The organism is Olleya aquimaris (assembly GCF_003259525.1).
In the GTDB taxonomy this organism is placed as follows: domain Bacteria; phylum Bacteroidota; class Bacteroidia; order Flavobacteriales; family Flavobacteriaceae; genus Olleya; species Olleya aquimaris.
Window position 1 is genome coordinate 15,581 of the sequence record NZ_QLLO01000011.1, and the last position, 16,848, is coordinate 32,428.

14 protein-coding genes are annotated in these 16,848 nt (G+C 32.3%); 9 read left to right on the plus strand and 5 right to left on the minus strand.

Annotated elements, in window-relative coordinates:
* Positions 1 to 5 precede the first annotated feature (5 nt).
* The 3 genes from LY08_RS12695 to LY08_RS12705 all read left to right on the plus strand — a co-directional run bounded on the left by LY08_RS12695 (position 6) and on the right by LY08_RS12705 (position 6,664).
* On the plus strand, positions 6 to 1,271 hold the full coding sequence (locus LY08_RS12695; RefSeq protein ID WP_111660826.1) for a T9SS type A sorting domain-containing protein: 1,266 nt from the start codon (positions 6 to 8) through the stop codon (positions 1,269 to 1,271).
* Positions 1,268 to 4,099 carry a gluzincin family metallopeptidase gene (locus LY08_RS12700; RefSeq protein WP_111660827.1) on the plus strand — a complete coding sequence of 944 codons (2,832 nt, stop codon included), beginning with the start codon at positions 1,268 to 1,270 and terminating at the stop codon, positions 4,097 to 4,099. The genes LY08_RS12695 and LY08_RS12700 overlap by 4 nt, the downstream gene beginning before the upstream one ends.
* A gap of 153 nt (positions 4,100 to 4,252) precedes the next feature.
* Positions 4,253 to 6,664, plus strand: coding sequence for an alpha-ketoacid dehydrogenase subunit alpha/beta (locus LY08_RS12705; RefSeq protein ID WP_111660828.1), 2,412 nt, complete (start codon positions 4,253 to 4,255; stop codon positions 6,662 to 6,664).
* A gap of 72 nt (positions 6,665 to 6,736) precedes the next feature.
* Here LY08_RS12705 and LY08_RS12710 read toward each other — a convergent pair whose 3' ends face one another.
* Entirely contained in the window at positions 6,737 to 7,567 is an 831-nt protein-coding gene (locus tag LY08_RS12710) for an alpha/beta fold hydrolase (RefSeq protein WP_111660829.1), read from the minus strand.
* Positions 7,568 to 7,834: 267 nt separating this feature from the next.
* On the opposite strand from LY08_RS12710, the gene LY08_RS12715 reads away from it, so the two are divergent.
* The 3 genes from LY08_RS12715 (at position 7,835) to LY08_RS12725 (ending at position 11,376) form a co-directional block, all read left to right on the plus strand.
* On the plus strand, positions 7,835 to 10,534 hold the full coding sequence (locus LY08_RS12715; RefSeq protein ID WP_146603228.1) for a T9SS type B sorting domain-containing protein: 2,700 nt from the start codon (positions 7,835 to 7,837) through the stop codon (positions 10,532 to 10,534).
* Positions 10,534 to 10,794: a DUF202 domain-containing protein gene (locus tag LY08_RS12720; protein ID WP_111660831.1), complete on the plus strand. Its 261-nt coding sequence runs from the start codon at positions 10,534 to 10,536 to the stop codon at positions 10,792 to 10,794. Before LY08_RS12715 ends, LY08_RS12720 begins: the two co-directional genes overlap by 1 nt.
* 108 nt (positions 10,795 to 10,902) lie before the next feature.
* Positions 10,903 to 11,376 (plus strand): hypothetical protein, encoded by a 474-nt coding sequence (locus LY08_RS12725; RefSeq protein WP_111660832.1) that lies wholly within the window; start codon positions 10,903 to 10,905, stop codon positions 11,374 to 11,376.
* Between the two features lie 174 nt (positions 11,377 to 11,550).
* On the opposite strand, the gene LY08_RS12730 is transcribed toward LY08_RS12725, so the two are convergent.
* From LY08_RS12730 to holA, 4 genes are all read right to left on the minus strand, one after another.
* Entirely contained in the window at positions 11,551 to 12,111 is a 561-nt protein-coding gene (locus LY08_RS12730; RefSeq protein WP_111660833.1) for a type 1 glutamine amidotransferase domain-containing protein, read from the minus strand.
* Positions 12,112 to 12,275: 164 nt separating this feature from the next.
* Positions 12,276 to 12,647 (minus strand): cupin domain-containing protein, encoded by a 372-nt coding sequence (locus LY08_RS12735; protein ID WP_111660834.1) that lies wholly within the window; start codon positions 12,645 to 12,647, stop codon positions 12,276 to 12,278.
* A 6-nt stretch (positions 12,648 to 12,653) separates the two neighbouring features.
* Positions 12,654 to 13,115, minus strand: a complete 462-nt coding sequence (locus LY08_RS12740; protein ID WP_111660835.1) for a DinB family protein — start codon at positions 13,113 to 13,115, stop codon at positions 12,654 to 12,656.
* A gap of 12 nt (positions 13,116 to 13,127) precedes the next feature.
* The gene (holA, locus tag LY08_RS12745; RefSeq protein WP_111660836.1) at positions 13,128 to 14,132 is read right to left on the minus strand and encodes a DNA polymerase III subunit delta; all 1,005 of its coding nucleotides are present in this window, start codon (positions 14,130 to 14,132) and stop codon (positions 13,128 to 13,130) included.
* A 133-nt stretch (positions 14,133 to 14,265) separates the two neighbouring features.
* Between holA and LY08_RS12750 the strand changes: the two genes are divergently transcribed.
* The 3 genes from LY08_RS12750 to LY08_RS12760 all read left to right on the plus strand — a co-directional run bounded on the left by LY08_RS12750 (position 14,266) and on the right by LY08_RS12760 (position 16,725).
* Positions 14,266 to 14,709, plus strand: coding sequence for a type I restriction enzyme HsdR N-terminal domain-containing protein (locus tag LY08_RS12750; protein WP_111660837.1), 444 nt, complete (start codon positions 14,266 to 14,268; stop codon positions 14,707 to 14,709).
* A gap of 78 nt (positions 14,710 to 14,787) precedes the next feature.
* Positions 14,788 to 15,774 (plus strand): glycosyltransferase family 2 protein, encoded by a 987-nt coding sequence (locus LY08_RS12755; RefSeq protein ID WP_111660838.1) that lies wholly within the window; start codon positions 14,788 to 14,790, stop codon positions 15,772 to 15,774.
* 93 nt (positions 15,775 to 15,867) lie between these two features.
* The gene (locus LY08_RS12760) at positions 15,868 to 16,725 is read left to right on the plus strand and encodes an OmpA/MotB family protein (RefSeq protein ID WP_111660839.1); all 858 of its coding nucleotides are present in this window, start codon (positions 15,868 to 15,870) and stop codon (positions 16,723 to 16,725) included.
* The last annotated feature ends 123 nt before the right edge of the window (positions 16,726 to 16,848 follow it).

A 16,848-nucleotide genomic window follows, 5' to 3' on the forward strand; every position in this document is an offset into this window, starting at 1 on the left:
CACTCATGAAAAAGACTGTTTTATACCTTGTAATTTTACTTAATTTTTCAGGTGTCTTGGCTCAAGACACCTTTAAAACTATGTTTTATAACTTATTAAATTTTCCGCTTCAAGAACCTGCTAACGCACGATTAAACGAGTTAGAAATTATCCTAACAGACTATCAACCAGATTTATTTATGGTTTGCGAACTCAATAATAGTTCTGGTGCCAATACTATTTTAAGTATGATGCAACAAAGCATTAATACTAATTATCAAATGGCGAATTTTGTTTCAAATACTAGTGATGATAACATTGGTGACCAAAACGATTTACAAAACCTCATTTATTATGATAGTTCAAAATTTACTTTAGAAAGCCAAACCGAAATTGGTACCCTTTTTAGAGATTTTAATCATTATGTATTAAAACTAAATACAGTTAACCAAACTAGCAATCCAATTATACTTAATGTTATTGTTTGCCACTTAAAAGCATCTAGTGGTTCTGACAACGAACAATTACGTTTGCAAATGGCTCAAGATTTAACCAGTTACTTAAATGGCTTTTCAAGCTCTGAATATTTTTTATTAGCTGGAGATTTTAACGTGTATTCCAATTCTGAGCCTGCTTTTCAGGAGTTTATAGATACTAACAACAATATTACGTTTGTAGATCCTGCAAACAGAATAGGAAATTGGCATAATAATGTCAGTTTTGTAGATGTGTTTACACAATCTACAAGAACTACAACTTCTTTAGGTGGTTCTAGTGGAGGTTTTGATGACCGTTTTGATTTTATAATGACAAGTACCTCTCTTGATAATAATACAGAGCTTAAGTTTGTACCAAACAGTTATCAAGTATTTGGAAATAATAACAATTCTAATTGTTGGAACAGTGCTATAAATAGCACAGATTGTTCTGGTGCTTTATTTTCACAAACCATAAGAGAATCGCTACACAATTTTAGCGATCATCTTCCCGTTACATTAACTATTGAGACTAATCAAAGTTTTTTAAGTACACCTGAGGTGACATTTATTCAACCTACTTTTGAAATTGTAGGTACAAATATGGTTAGTACTACTATAGACATAAAAATTAATAAGCAACCAACTTTTGCAACCAACATAAACATTTACAACACATTAGGACAAATGGTAACAAGTATTCCTATAAACGATAAAACTATAACTGTAGATATTTCGTATTTATCAGAGGGAATATATTACATTTCGCTACCTAATGTTAACGTTCAACCTTTAAAGTTTGTAAAAGTCCATTGAAACTAAACTATACTATTTTATTATGTGCTTTACTTTTAAGTATTTCGGCTTTAAGCCAAAATAGTTTAGATATTTCTGCTGTATTTAATACAGATAAACATAGTATAGACATCACGCAAACCATCCAGTATCAAAATAAAACTAACAAAACGTTAGATACTATTTATTTACATGATTGGAGTCATAGTTACTCTTCAAAAACAACACCATTAGCCGAGCGTTTTGCAGAAGAGTTTAAAACAACTTTTCATTTTGCAAAAAATGAAGACAGAGGGTTTACTGCCATAACTAGCATAAAGCAATCCAATAAAAATACATTTTTTGAACGTTTAGAAAACCATCCAGATGTAATAAAAGTCGCACTTAATACACCATTAGCACCTAACAGTTTTTACAATTTAACCTTAACGTATATTGTACAAATACCTAATAATAAATTTACTAGGTATGGTGTTACGGATGATGGCGAATACAATCTGCGTTTCTGGTACATTACTCCTGCTGTTTTTGATGGATCTTGGCACTATTACAGTAATAAAGATTTAGAAGATTTGTTTGTAGAACCTACAGATATCCATCTGGAAGTAAGCTATCCAAATGGGTTTACACCAATTTCTGAATTAGACTTAGTTTCTAATAATACCATAGAAAACAAAACAACAACTAAATTTAGCGGAAAAGATAGAATTAACACCAAATTCTCTTTGGTTAAAAACAACGATTACAATACTGTTGAAACCGATTTTTTTAGCATCCAATCTAATATCGATACCGAAGATTTGCCACCAACAGAAATTGCTATTTCTACAGATAGAGTTGCGCAATTTATAACCAATCACTTAGGTGATTATCCGCATAAAAAAATACTTTTAACTTGGATAGACTATAGAAAAGACCCTATTTATGGGTTAAACTTATTACCTGATTTTATTAGACCCTTCGAGGATACTTTTCAGTATGAATTAAAGCTTCTAAAAACCACCTTAAAAGCCTATTTAGAAAACACCCTTTTAATACATCCTAGAGAAGAACAATGGTTATTAGATGGCATCCAGATTTACTATCTAATAAAATATGTAGACGAGTTTTATCCAAACCAAAAAATATTAGGAAAATTAGCAGATGTTTGGGGTGTAAGAGCCTTTCATGCTGCAGATTTAAATTTTAACGATCAGTATCCATTTTTATACATGCACATGGCTAGAACTAACATCGATCAACCGTTAGCTATGCCTAAAGATTCGTTGTTAAAATTCAATAAAAACATTTCTAGCAAATATAAAGCTGCTGTAGGGTTAAATTATTTAAATGACTATGTAGGCGATTCAATAGTAAATAAAACTATTGAAGACTATGTTAAGCAAACCAAATTAAAAAGAAGTACACCAGAGGATTTTAAATATTTAGTACAATCTAAAACTAATAAAGACTTGTCTTGGTTTTTTAATGATTATGTAAAGACCAGTAAAAAAATTGATTTTAAAATTAAAAAAATCAAAAAAACAGAAGACTCTATATTGGTAACTCTTAAAAACTTAAGAGAGACCAAAATGCCAATATCATTATTTACGTTAGAAAATGACAGCATCACCTCTAAACAATGGATAGATGGATTTGAAGGTACAAAAACAGTCACCATTGCAAACAAAGAGGTCGATCAATTAGCATTAAATTACGATTATGTAGTTCCAGAATTTAATCAGCGTAATAACTACAAAAAATTAAACGGATTTTTCCTTACCAACAAACCATTACAATTCAGGCTTTTTAAAGATATTGAAGACCCAAATTATAACCAGGTCTTTTTTATGCCAGAATTTGAATATAATTTTTATGATGGATTATCTCCTGGCTTAAAGTTGTACAACAAAACCTTATTAAGCAAACGTTTTTTATACAAACTAAGTCCAAAATTTGGATTTAAAAGCAAACAAGTTGTTGGTAGTGCGTCATTAGTTTACAATGCTAGACCAGAAAATTCTGATAATTACAGAACACGATATGGATTGTCTGGAAATTACTATAACTATGCACCAAATTTAACGTATTCGTCTTTTACTCCATTTATAGATATTAATTTTAGAGATCATAAAGATTTAAGAGATAACAAACGTAAATTTTTATCATTTAGATACATCAATATCAACAGAGAAGTTGATCCAACCGGAGAGTTTGAAACCGAAGGCGAGCCCAAATACTCTGTTTTTAATGCAAAGTTTGGTATAGTAGATAATAATTTAAAAGAATTCTCATCTTTATTTACAGATGTACAATTGGCTAAAAACTTTGGTAAAGTATCTGCCACGCTTGAGTTTAGGAATTTAAACGAACGCAACAAACAATTTAATTTAAGAGTGTTTTCAGGATTATTCCTTTATAACGACACCTATCAAGATTCAAACTTTTTTAGTTTTGCTTTAGATAGACCTACAGATTATTTATTTGATTATAATTACTTGGGTCGTAGTGAGCAAACAGGCTTGTTAAGCCAGCAAATTATCATTGCAGAAGGTGGCTTTAAATCTAAATTAACACAACCTTTTGCTAACCAATGGATGACAACTGTTAACACTAGTGCAACCTTATGGAGATACATCATGCTATATGGTGATGCTGGAGTTATAAAAAACCAAAATTTTAAACCAGAGTTTGTTTATGATGCTGGAATACGACTTAATTTAGTCGAAGACTATTTTGAATTATACTTCCCATTATATTCTAATTTAGGTTGGGAAATTGGACAACCTAACTACGACGAAAAAATTAGGTTTATAGTAACGCTTTCTCCTAAAACATTATTGGGCTTATTTACAAGACGTTGGTATTAATAAATTCTTAACAGAATTTAAAAATATTCCACTTATTTATTTATTTTATAATGAAACTCACTTTTTTATGAGATTTTCATAATTTTTTAGGAATTTTTGGTCTTGTAGAATCAACAATTTATATGTAAATTTGCGTGAATAAATTCCTTAAATATGCAAACAAAAGCTAACACTAAAGAAGACTTGTCTTTTGAAGATTTTAAAACGGAAGTCCTTAACGATTATAAAATAGCAGTTACAAGTCGTGAGTGCAGTTTATTAGGTCGTCGAGAAGTGTTAACTGGTAAAGCAAAATTTGGAATTTTTGGTGATGGTAAAGAAGTGCCTCAATTAGCTATGGCTAAAGCCTTTAAAAATGGTGATTTTAGATCTGGATATTACAGAGATCAAACATTTATGATGGCTATTGGCGAGTTGACTATCGAGCAGTTTTTTGCTGGATTGTATGCTAATACAGATTTAGCACAAGAACCCATGTCTGCAGGACGACAAATGGGTGGTCACTTTGCCACACACAGTTTAGATGAAAATGGGCAATGGAAAAACCTAACCAAACAAAAAAACTCAAGCTCTGACATCTCTCCTACTGCTGGCCAAATGCCAAGATTATTAGGTTTAGCACAAGCTTCTAAAATATACAGAAATGTTAAAGGTATTGATACTACTAATTTTTCCGTAAACGGAAATGAAGTCGCTTGGGGAACTATAGGAAACGCTAGTACTAGCGAAGGCTTGTTTTTTGAAACTATAAATGCAGCAGGTGTATTACAAGTCCCAATGGTAATTAGCATTTGGGATGACGAATATGGGATTTCTGTACACGCTAAACATCAAACTACTAAAGAAAATATTTCTGAAATCCTAAAAGGGTTTCAACGTGATAAAAATAATAAAGGATACGAGATATTACGCGTCAAAGGTTGGGATTATGCTAACCTAATTGCCACGTATGAAGAAGCTTCAAAAATAGCTAGAGAAGAACACGTTCCTGTTTTAATTCATGTTAACGAGTTAACACAACCTCAAGGTCATTCTACTTCTGGATCACACGAGCGTTACAAAGATAAAGACCGTTTAAATTGGGAAGCAGAAAACGACTGTAACCTAAAAATGCGTCATTGGTTAATAGATAATGGCATTGCTACAGATGAAGAATTACAAACTGTAGAAAAGGACATTAAAAAGCAAGTAAGAGAAGCTAAAAAAGCAGCTTGGACTAATTTTTTAAAGCCATCTTTAACAGAAAAACAAGAATTAATTACACTTTTAAAGCAAGTCGCACAATCTAGCCCAAACAAGGTATTTATTGAAAAAATAATAAACGATTTATCAGACATAAAAGAACCTAACCGTAAAGATGCTATTTCTAGCGCTAGAAAAGTATTACGTTATGTTATTTCTGATCAATCACCTGCTAAACAACAACTTTTAGATTGGATTGAATCCTTTTTTGAAAAAGTACAACCGTTATACAGCTCTGATTTATACAGCGAAAACGACTCTGCAGCCATCAATATTAAGGAGGTGAAACCAACTTATGATGCTAATGTAGAACAGGTAGATGGTCGTGTGGTATTAAGAGAAAACTTTGATTATATTTTTAATAAATATCCTGAAGCATTAGTTTTTGGTGAAGATGCAGGAAATATTGGTGATGTAAACCAAGGACTAGAAGGCTTACAAGAAAAGTATGGCGAGCTACGTGTGGCTGATGCAGGAATTAGAGAAGCAACTATTTTAGGTCAAGGTATAGGTATGGCTATGCGAGGATTACGTCCTATTGCAGAAATCCAATATCTAGATTACATCATGTACGCCTTACAAATAATAAGTGATGATTTAGCTACTTTACGTTACAGAACCAAAGGGCGACAAAAAGCACCTTTAATTGTACGTACACGTGGACATAGATTAGAAGGTATTTGGCACTCTGGATCACAAATGGGTGGTGTGCTAAATCTAGTAAGAGGAATACATGTTTTAGTGCCAAGAAACATGACTAAAGCTGCCGGTTTTTATAATACATTATTAGAAAGTGATGAGCCTGCTTTAATCGTAGAATGTTTAAATGGTTACCGATTAAAAGAAAATTTACCAACTAATATTGGTGAATTTAAAACACCTATTGGTGTGGTTGAAACGGTTAAAGAAGGTACAGATATCACCTTAGTCTCTTATGGTTCTACTTTAAGAATTGTAGAGCAAGCTGTAAAAGAATTAATAGAAGTTGGTATTGATGCTGAAGTTATTGATGTACAATCGTTATTACCGTTTGATTTAAACCACGATATTGTAAAAAGTATAGCCAAAACTAACCGATTAATGGTTATTGATGAAGATGTTCCAGGTGGTGCTTCAGCTTATATTTTAGATGAAATTTTAAACAAACAAAATGCGTTTCAGTATTTAGATAGTCAGCCAAAAACGTTAGCAGCAAAACCACACAGACCAGCTTATGGTACAGATGGTGATTATTTTTCAAAACCGTCTGTAGAAGACGTTTTTGAAGCGGTTTATGCTGTTATGCATGAAGCTAATCCAAGTCATTATCCAAAGCTTCGTTAAGATATTATACAAAAAAAAGAAAGCGCATTTTATTAATTATAAGATGCGCTTTTTTTGTTGTTTAAAATGTCATTATTCGTTTAAAAAATCAATCAATATTTTGTTCAACTCTTCTTTGTGTGTGATGTTTAAACCATGTGGTGCACCTTTAATTACTTTAAAGGTATTATTTTTTATGCCTTTTGCTGCTTGATTAGCAGAGGTTTCGATTGGGACTGTTCCATCTGCATCTCCATGAACAATTAAAGTAGGCACATTCACATATTGTAATTCGTCTCTAAAATCTGTGTGCATCCATGCTTTAGCAGCTTCAATAGTCCCTCTTGGTGAAGCATGAGAGGCCACAATAAAATCGTAATCTAATTGTGCTTGACTGACCTTGTCTTTATTGTCTTCAAAATTATAAAACCCTTTAGAAAATTCTTTTAAAAAACCAACACGATCATTTTCTAACGCATCTTTAATATCGTTTAAGGCGCTTTCTGGAACACCTGAAGGATTGTCATCTTTTTGTTTCACTAAAGGAATAATACTACTTATTAAAGCAACTTTAGCAACGTTATCTGTTCCGTAATCGGTACAATAACGCACCACTTCTCCTCCACCCATCGAGAATCCGACGATGATAACATCTTCTAATTTTAAGTGTAAAATGAGTTCGTGTAAATCACTAGCTAACGAGGAATAATCGTATCCATCCCAAGGTGCAGAGCTAATTCCAAATCCGCGTCTGTCATAAGAAATGCATCTGTAACCAGATTCTACTATTTTCCAAACTTGGTGCTCCCAAGATTTTCTACTTAAGGGCCATCCGTGAATTAAAATTACAGGTTGTCCCTGTCCATAATCTTCATAAAAAATATCCACAGATATTTTTTTGTTTTTGTTTGTAATAAAAGGCATAAATTGAGTGTTTTGGTTGTTTTAACAAATTACAAATTCAAAATCCAATGTCTTGTTAAATGACACTTAAAGTAATACTAAGACTTAGTTAAAATATCAAAACTTCTTAATTTGATTTAATAGCATACCTTCAAAAAAAATTATTACAAATTAGCATTGAATAATATAGGTGCTTTTTATACCTTTATTTAAATATTGCTATTTAATTTTTTGAAACCTCAATTTTACATATCCAAGCTAGTATTTATCCTAGTGTTTTTGTTAAGCGTGACTTTACACGCCCAAAGAGAATCTGCTAATTGGTATTTTGGAGATTTTGCAGGTGTTAGTTTTAATACTGGTAGTCCAGTAGCACTAACCAATGGTGCTTTAATGACCAAAGAAGGTTGTGCGACAATTTCTGACCCAAATGGAAATTTATTATTCTATACAGACGGGAAAACAGTCTATGACAAGACCCACAACATTATGCCTAACGGAACAGGGTTAATGGGTGATAGTTCTAGTACAGAATCTGCTATAATTATTCCTAAACCAGGTACAACCTCATCGTATTATATTTTTACTACAGATAAACCCAGTTACTTTTTATCTGAAACAGACCCAATTGACGGACTTAATTATTCTGAAGTCAATATGCAACTAAACAATGGATTGGGAGACATTGTTGCAACCAACAAAAATGTACACTTAATTACGTATGATGCAACTGATGCTATTGAAAATGAATATAAAAACTCTGAAAAACTAACAGCAGTTACCCATGGAAATGGTAGTGATGTTTGGGTGATAACTCAATTTATGAATAAGTTTTTTGCGTTTCTGGTTACTGCAGTTGGTGTAAACGAAACACCTGTTGTATCTACTGTCCCTCAAACCGTTTTTCCTAGAATTAACGAAGCCGGTTCTAATATTACTGCTATTGGATATTTAAAGGTTTCGCCAGACGGTAAACAAATAGCAATTGCACATAGCTCTACATCTTTAGGTAGTCCAACAACTGGATTACGTAAATCTGGAAAAGTATTACTTTACAATTTTAATAACTCTACCGGAAGTGTCACTAACCAACGTTTACTACTAGACAACTCTTATCCTTATGGTGTGGAGTTTTCGCCAAATTCAAAATTACTATACGTGACAGCTTCACAGTTTAGCATAGACGATTTATTTGTTAATAGTAGCTTGTTGCAATACAACACAGAAAGTCCTAACGTAGCAGCATCACAAACAGTAATAAACACTTCGCAAAATGTGGCTGGTGCTTTACAATTAGCTATAGACGGAAAAATCTATCGTGCAGGTTATGTGTTATTTGGTGAAGGCACACACCTGTCTGTTATTAATAATCCAAATAATTTAGGAACCAATTGTGGTTACTCTCATAATTCCTTTTTTTTACAAAACCGAACTGCACAAATAGGCTTACCTCCTTTTGTACAGTCTATTTTTAAGTTTTCATTTAATTACGAGGATATTTGTTTAAACGATAGCACCCATTTTTATATTACCTCAGAAGATCCTTATGATAGTGTATTGTGGGATTTTGGTGATGGTAGCACTTCTACCATCGCAGAGCCTTACCATACCTATTCGCAACCAGGTACATATATTGTGAGTTTAACAATGTCTATTAACGGAATAGATTATGATCCTTTAATAAAACAAGTACTTATCTCTGAGCCACCTCAAGTTATTCAAAACACTTACGATTTATATGCGTGCGACTCTTTTGACGCTAATGCAACAGATGGTATAACCACTTTTAATTTACACGATGCAGATGATGCATTAGTTATAAATAATTCTGATAATTTTCAAGTATACTATTATCACACTTTAACAGATGCAGAAAACGACTATAATAACAGCTCCTCTATTGATCCAATTTATACCAATCAAACCAATCAAGAACTAGTAGTAGCTAAAGTCACTAAGCCCAACACCAATTGCTATAACATTGCTTATGTTAGACTAAACACCTCTCAATCTGTAGATGTAGGCACCTATCAATTAGAAACTTGTGATAGCGAAAACACTGGCGAAGCGCTATTTGATTTAAATAGTATTAGAAACACTATTATTAATAGCTTATCTATAAACGGAACCATCACTGTCAATTTTTATCTATCACAACAAGACGCAGCTAATAATTTAAACAGTTTACCAGACCAATATACTTCTACTAACACAACGCTTTATGTTGGCATATCTAACAATAATGTTTGTTATGGTTTTGGACTGTTAGAGCTTATTGTTGGTAGCTTCCCTATAATAGACCATCAACATATAGAAGTTTGTCAATCGGATTTTCCAGTAACTATAGACGCTGGACTAGACACATCGATAGCTTCTAATTATAATTATACTTGGAGCACTAATCAACACTCAAATAGCATACTTATTAATACAGAAGGCACTTATAGCGTAACCATAACAGATCCTATTTTAAATTGTAATAAAACCATTAATATTGTTGTAAATCAGGTTCCTACGCCAGATATTTCATCAATAACTGTTGAAGATTATACCGCAACAATACATGTAACTGGTGATTCAAATTATTTTGAATTTGCTTTAGATAACACCTTTGGAAGTTATCAAACCTCCAATGTGTTTTACAATGTAACTCCTGGTGACCACACAGTATATATTAGAGATATTTACCAATGTCAGGAAATATCAAGGACCATAAAAGTATTAGGATTTCCTAAATATTTTACACCAAATAACGATACAGTTAATGACTATTGGAATGTCTTAGGCTTAGACCCAAATAGATATCCAAATTTAAAAGTGTTTATCTTTGACAGATACGGAAAACTATTAAATAGTTTTAATCCTTCCACCTCTGTTGGTTGGGATGGTACACATAACAACCAATTATTATCTCAAGATGACTATTGGTACACCTTACAATTAACAGATGGCACAGAGTATAAAGGACATTTTACGTTAAGATTATAATGAAAGAAGAACAAATCGATTTAACCACCAGAGATTGGCTAGCTATAGAGCGTACTAAACTAGCAAACGAGCGCACCTTTTTAGCTTATTTTAGAACCTTTTTAGTCATACTAGGCACAGGAATAACCATTTTAAAAATAGAACTTTTTGAAGACCTAAAAACCTTTGGTATTGTATTAATTATAATTGCACCTATTATTTTAATTATTGGTATTATTAGGTTGTTTATAGTAAAACGTACTATAAAAAAGCATTACTAATTACTGAGTAAGCAGGAATCCACTAATAAGTAAAATAGATTCCTGCTTTCGCAGGAAAGTCAAACAAAAAGATTTCCGCCTACGCGGAAATGAAAAAAGAGTTTTTCAATGAAAGCAGTATCTGTAGTCACCATACGTAAAGAGTTAAAACACAGGTCTAACGAGGAGTTGGCACAATTGTGCTTACGTTTGGCTAGATTTAAAAAAGAAAACAAAGAGCTACTCACCTATTTATTGTTTGAAGCAGACAGCGAAGCTGGTTATATCGAAACCGTTAAAGCAGAAATTGACGAACAGTTTGAACAGATTAACACAGACAGCTTTTTTTACATTAAAAAAAGTGTGCGTAAGATATTACGAAACACTAAAAAGTACATTAGATACTCGCTTAACAAAGAAACTGAAGTCGAACTGCTTCTCTACTTTTGTAAGAAGTTAAAAGCTATGAAACCTTCTATTTCTAGAAACACGACACTAACCAATTTATACGACAGAAACATTGAAGCCATTACTAAAAAGATTTTGGCATTGCATGAAGATTTACAGTATGATTATACTTTAGCGTTGGAGGAGATGGATTAGGTTATCTTAACGTATAGATATGGCGAGTTTTCAATTCGCTATATCGAATGTTAAGCTAAGTTAGATTTTTATTTTAACAATATCAATAGTCTGCGACAATGACTTGTCAGTATTTATAAACAAAAAAAAGCCAACCAAATGGTTGACTTTTTTAAGATTCAATCTATAAATTAATTATGCAGTTTGCATCTCGTGTTTACCTTCGTAAACCTCTTCTATTAACTTGGCATTAAAAGCTGGTAAATCGTTTGGATTACGACTAGTTACTAAACCTTCGTCTACCACAACTTCGCTATCTTCCCATTGTGCGCCTGCATTTACTAAGTCTTTTTTAATTGAGTTGTAAGAGGTTACTTTACGACCTTGCAAGACATCTGCTTCTGCTAATAACCATGGTGCGTGGCAAATAGCTGCAACTGGTTTTTTACTAGTAAAAAACGACTTTACAAATCGTACTGCATCGTCATTACGTCTTAAGGTATCTGGATTAATGACTCCACCTGGTAATACTAGTGCGTTATAATCCGTTTCCGATACATCGTTTAAAGTTTTATCTACAGAATACTCGTTGCTCCAATTTCCGTCTTTCCATCCTTTAATGGTTCCAGAATTTTCAGAAACAATATGCACTTCTGCACCTGCGTTTTTTAACGCATTCATTGGTTCTTTTAATTCACTTTCTTCAAATCCATTGGTTGCTAAAATGGCAACTTTTTTTCCGTTTAAATCTTTCATAGTTTTTATTTTGGTTTTAATTGTTAATAATCCGATTCATCACTAAGATACTGTAAATACTAGCGTTTCACGAATTTTAAACCAGGTTTAACTTGGATTTAATAGGATGTGTTAAAGAATGTAGTTGTAATGTTAAAAGTGAGAATTAACGTTAAAAAAATTAACTATTTGGGTTCGATTATTAAAAAGACTGCAGTACTATCTCCAACATTTAAGACTTCATGCTCACTCAACTCGGTATTAGACCAATTGACACCTGTAGCGACTGGTACATCTCTAGTACCTTTATAATCAGTAATCCTAAAAGTACTTCCAGCTAAGGTGTACCCAAAATGAGGTTTGTGGTAGTGTTTTTGGTGACCTACATTAGGTGGAAAGGTGCATTTTAAAATGCGTTGCTGTTTGGTTTCGGATAGAACTTCACACACTTTTTTTCCGTTCCATCCTGCTTCTAAAGGATCTGGAAGGGTTTGTGTGGGTTTACATGATACTAAAACCAATATTAAAACTAAAATTAAAAAGGAGTTTTTCATCATTAGTATTTAAGCTTTAAGAAAATTCTCTATTTGTAAACGATGTCTTAAAATGTGTACAATTGCATGCTCTAATAATTGTTCAACATCAAAAGTAACTCCCCATCTTGCTTTTAATTGATGCATATTTAATTCCTTATCTGTTAAATGACTTATCTTTTTTAGAATAGCTTCAGTATAATCAACCATTTTATCAAGCTCTTTTATGGCTTCAATTGGATTATTAATAGTCATTTCATATTCTATCCAAGTACTATCTTTAGTAATTGTATCCAGATAACTAGCATATAAATATCCAGAATGCACACAATGGTTTATAACTGTTGCAATTGATTTACAATCTGGATCTGATGAGTTAAAATCTCTGACTTCTAAAAATTGGCTTTCAGATAAATTAGATAGAATACTTTTTAAAGGTAACATTGCTCTTCTGTATTCAATAAGTAAGGCAACTAGCATTCTATTTTTCATATCAACACCAATTTAATTCATAATCTTAACCAGTAACTCTTTCAATAAATCACCTTGTGGTACAGCGTTACTATTAACGCCTTTACTTTTTACATCAAACTCGCGTAAGGTTGCAATGACCTGACTAACTTTTCGCATGGGATAGTTGCGTGCTGCATCCAAATATTCGTTAACAAAATAAGGGTTGACACGTAAAGCAGACGCAACGTTTCTAGGATTTTTATCTGACATACCATGTAAGTGCAATAACTGTGAGAAAAAATTAAACAATAACGACACCGTAACAACCATTGGGTTGTCTTTTGGATTATCTGCAAAATAATGTACAATTTTAAAAGCTTGAGCAGTGTTTTTAGTCCCTATAGCTTTACGTAACTCAAAGTTGTTGTAGTCCTTACTAATTCCTATATTTTCTTCGATGTGGTCTGGAGTAATTTGCGTGTCTTTAGGTAAAACTATTTGTAGCTTTTCTAGCTCGTTGCTAATCTTGCTTAGGTCTGTCCCTAAAAACTCGACTAACATTTGTGCTGCTTTAGGAGTAATAGAATAACCTTTGGGCGACAAGACACGTCTTATCCAATCTGGTACTTGGTTATCATACAATTTTTTACTTTCATAAACATAACCTGTTTTTTTAATAGTTTTGTAAACTGCTTTACGCTTGTCTATAGACTTGTATTTGTAACATAACACCAAAACTGTCGATGGTTGCGGATTTTTAGCATAATCTGCCAACTGGTCTATGGTTCTGGCTAGATCCTGTGCTTCTTTAACAATCACCACTTGTCGTTCTGCCATCATCGGGAAACGCTTGGCGTTACTTACAATATCTTCTATTGATACATCACGACCATACAATACCATTTGGTTAAAACCACGCTCTTCTTCGGTCAACACAGTATCTTCAATAAAATCTGAAATCTTATCAATATAATACGCCTCTTCACCCATTAACAGGTAAATAGGTTTTAGTTGTTTGTTTTTTATGTCAGTTACTAACTGTTTGACTTCGTCCACGTTTAAAAAATGGTTTTGTCAGTTTGAGTGATTCCGAACACCTTCGGAATTGAATCGAGAACCCTTAAAACTTCTCGATACAATTTATTATCAAAAATCACTCGAAGTGACGTTATATTTATAAATTTGTGTAGTGCAAAAATTAAATTTTCCTACATATTCGTTTCGATTCAAAAATAGCGAAAATAAAGTATCTATTTTTGATGTTGTTCGTAAAAAATTTGTGATTTTACAACCTGAAGAATGGGTAAGACAACATTGTGTCCAATATTTAATTGAAGTTAAAAATTACCCCTTATCCTTAATTAATGTTGAAAAAGAACTAACAATTAACGATTTAAAAAAACGCTATGATATTGTTATTTTCAATTCTGACGGAAGTATCCATTTAATTGTAGAATGTAAAGCACCTAACATAGACATTAAACAAAATACCTTTGACCAAATTGCACGATATAACTTAGCATTAAACGCTACCTATTTAATGGTGACTAACGGAATTAATCATTATTATTGTAGTATGGATTTTGAAGCTGAACGCTATCAGTTTTTAAAAGATATTCCTGATTATAAGTAATCAGTGTTCAGTAATAAGTAAGCAGTACTCACTCAAATAAACTAATAAAACAAAAATCCAATCAACAAATAAACCCATTTGAACATAGCAGTCGTCATATTAAACTGGAACGGAAAAGCATTGCTTGAGCAATTTTTACCCTCTGTGACTTCTTATTCTAAAGAGGCAACCATTTATGTGGCTGATAATGCCTCAACAGACAATTCTGTTGCTTTTGTAAAAGCTAATTATCCAGAGATTAAAATTATACAGAATTCGGATAATGGTGGATACGCTAAAGGGTATAATGATGCTTTAAAACACGTAGAAGAAGATATTTACTGCTTATTAAATAGTGATATAGAAGTGACTCCTAATTGGTTACTTCCAATATTAGAGACTTTTAAAACAGAACCTGATACTGCAATCATTCAGCCTAAAATATTAGACTACAACAACAAAACTTCTTTTGAATATGCAGGTGCTGCAGGTGGTTTTATTGATAAATTTGGTTATCCATATTGTAGAGGTCGTATTTTTAATACCATTGAAGCAGATACCAACCAATATCAAGACGCTTCCATTTTTTGGGCTTCGGGTGCTTGTTTCTTTATAAGAAAAGAAACATTTCATGCACTAAACGGATTTGATGAAAGTTTTTTTGCACATATGGAAGAAATAGATTTATGTTGGCGTGCATTTAATACCAATTTTAAAACCAAATACATTAGTAACTCTACGGTGTATCATGTTGGAGGCGCTACACTTGATGCGAGTCACCCAAGAAAAACGTTTTTAAATTTTAGGAATAGCTTATTCACGTTAACCAAAAATGCAAAGGGCAATTTGTTGGTTTTAGTTTTTGCAAGACTAGTATTGGATGGTGTCGCTGGATTACAATTTTTACTTCAATTAAAGTTTACACACCTGGTTGCAATTCTTAAAGCACATCTATCGTATTACAGGCATTTACCTTCGCTTTTAAAAGCACGTAAACACAGTATCCAAAAAACTGGATATTATAACAAAACATCAGTAGTTTGGTCTTATTTTATTGAAAAAAAACGTAAATTCAGTCAATTATAAATCTTTTAGCAAAAGTTTTGTTAAAGCGTATTTTAACATTTTAATTATTTATACTTTTGATATGAATAAATTAAATTTATCATTCTAACTATTATGAAAAAAATCTTTTTATTAAGTGCAAGTGCACTTTTATTATTAAGCTCATGTGTATCTAAAAAAGAGTTTGCTGCGCTAGAAGCAAAACAACAGGAAACACAAGATTTATTAAATACAGCAACAGTAAAATTAAATTCTTGTTTAGCAGATGAAGCAGCTGCAACAGCACGTATCAAAGAGTTACAAGAACGTATAGCTGATATGAAAGCTAATAACCAAGCTTTAATTGAAAGTACAAAGGACATGACTGTTTTAACAACACAAGGTGCTAAAAACCTTGAGAAGTCATTAGAAAGTATTAGAGAAAAAGAATTAAAAATTTCTAGATTACAAGATGCGTTAACTAAAAAAGACAGTGTAACGTTAGCTTTAGTAACTAGTTTAAAGAAAGAAGTTGGATTAAACGATCCAGACATCGAAATTAATGTAGAGAAAAGTGTTGTATTCATCTCATTATCAGATAAATTACTATTCCAAAGCGGAAGCTACAACATTACCTCTAGAGCTAACGAAATTTTAGCTAAAGTTGCTACAGTAATTAACGGTAAACCTAATTTTGAAGCTTTAGTTGAAGGACACACAGACAACGTACCTTACAAAAACGGATTGTTATTAGACAACTGGGATTTAAGTGTAAAGCGTAGTACAGCTATTGTAAGAGCATTACAAAACTTAGGTGTTAAACCTGAGCAATTAATTGCAGCTGGACGTGCAGATTACGTTCCTTTAGTTGCTAATGATTCTCCTACTAACAGAGCCATTAACAGAAGAACTAAGATTTATATTCTTCCAAAAATCGATCAGTTTTATGAAATGATTGAAACGGAAATGAAGAATTTATCTGAAGAAGAATAAGATAGTTTAACAAACATATTTAAAAGCCTAATCGAAAGATTGGGCTTTTTTTATACGTTAATTCACACTATTAAACTGAATAAAAAGTCTAAAAAAAAGAATATAGTTTTTATAAAAGCCAAA

What these genes read in the sequence shown, in the direction of transcription:
- LY08_RS12695 (WP_111660826.1), top strand. Translation starts at nt 6, where the DNA reads ATGAAAAAGACTGTTTTATACCTTGTAATTTTACTTAATTTTTCAGGT.
- LY08_RS12705 (WP_111660828.1), top strand. Translation starts at nt 4,253, where the DNA reads ATGCAAACAAAAGCTAACACTAAAGAAGACTTGTCTTTTGAAGATTTT.
- LY08_RS12710 (WP_111660829.1), bottom strand. Translation starts at nt 7,567, where the DNA reads ATGCCTTTTATTACAAACAAAAACAAAAAAATATCTGTGGATATTTTT.
- LY08_RS12720 (WP_111660831.1), top strand. Translation starts at nt 10,534, where the DNA reads ATGAAAGAAGAACAAATCGATTTAACCACCAGAGATTGGCTAGCTATA.
- LY08_RS12725 (WP_111660832.1), top strand. Translation starts at nt 10,903, where the DNA reads ATGAAAGCAGTATCTGTAGTCACCATACGTAAAGAGTTAAAACACAGG.
- LY08_RS12730 (WP_111660833.1), bottom strand. Translation starts at nt 12,111, where the DNA reads ATGAAAGATTTAAACGGAAAAAAAGTTGCCATTTTAGCAACCAATGGA.
- LY08_RS12735 (WP_111660834.1), bottom strand. Translation starts at nt 12,647, where the DNA reads ATGATGAAAAACTCCTTTTTAATTTTAGTTTTAATATTGGTTTTAGTA.
- LY08_RS12740 (WP_111660835.1), bottom strand. Translation starts at nt 13,115, where the DNA reads ATGAAAAATAGAATGCTAGTTGCCTTACTTATTGAATACAGAAGAGCA.
- LY08_RS12760 (WP_111660839.1), top strand. Translation starts at nt 15,868, where the DNA reads ATGAAAAAAATCTTTTTATTAAGTGCAAGTGCACTTTTATTATTAAGC.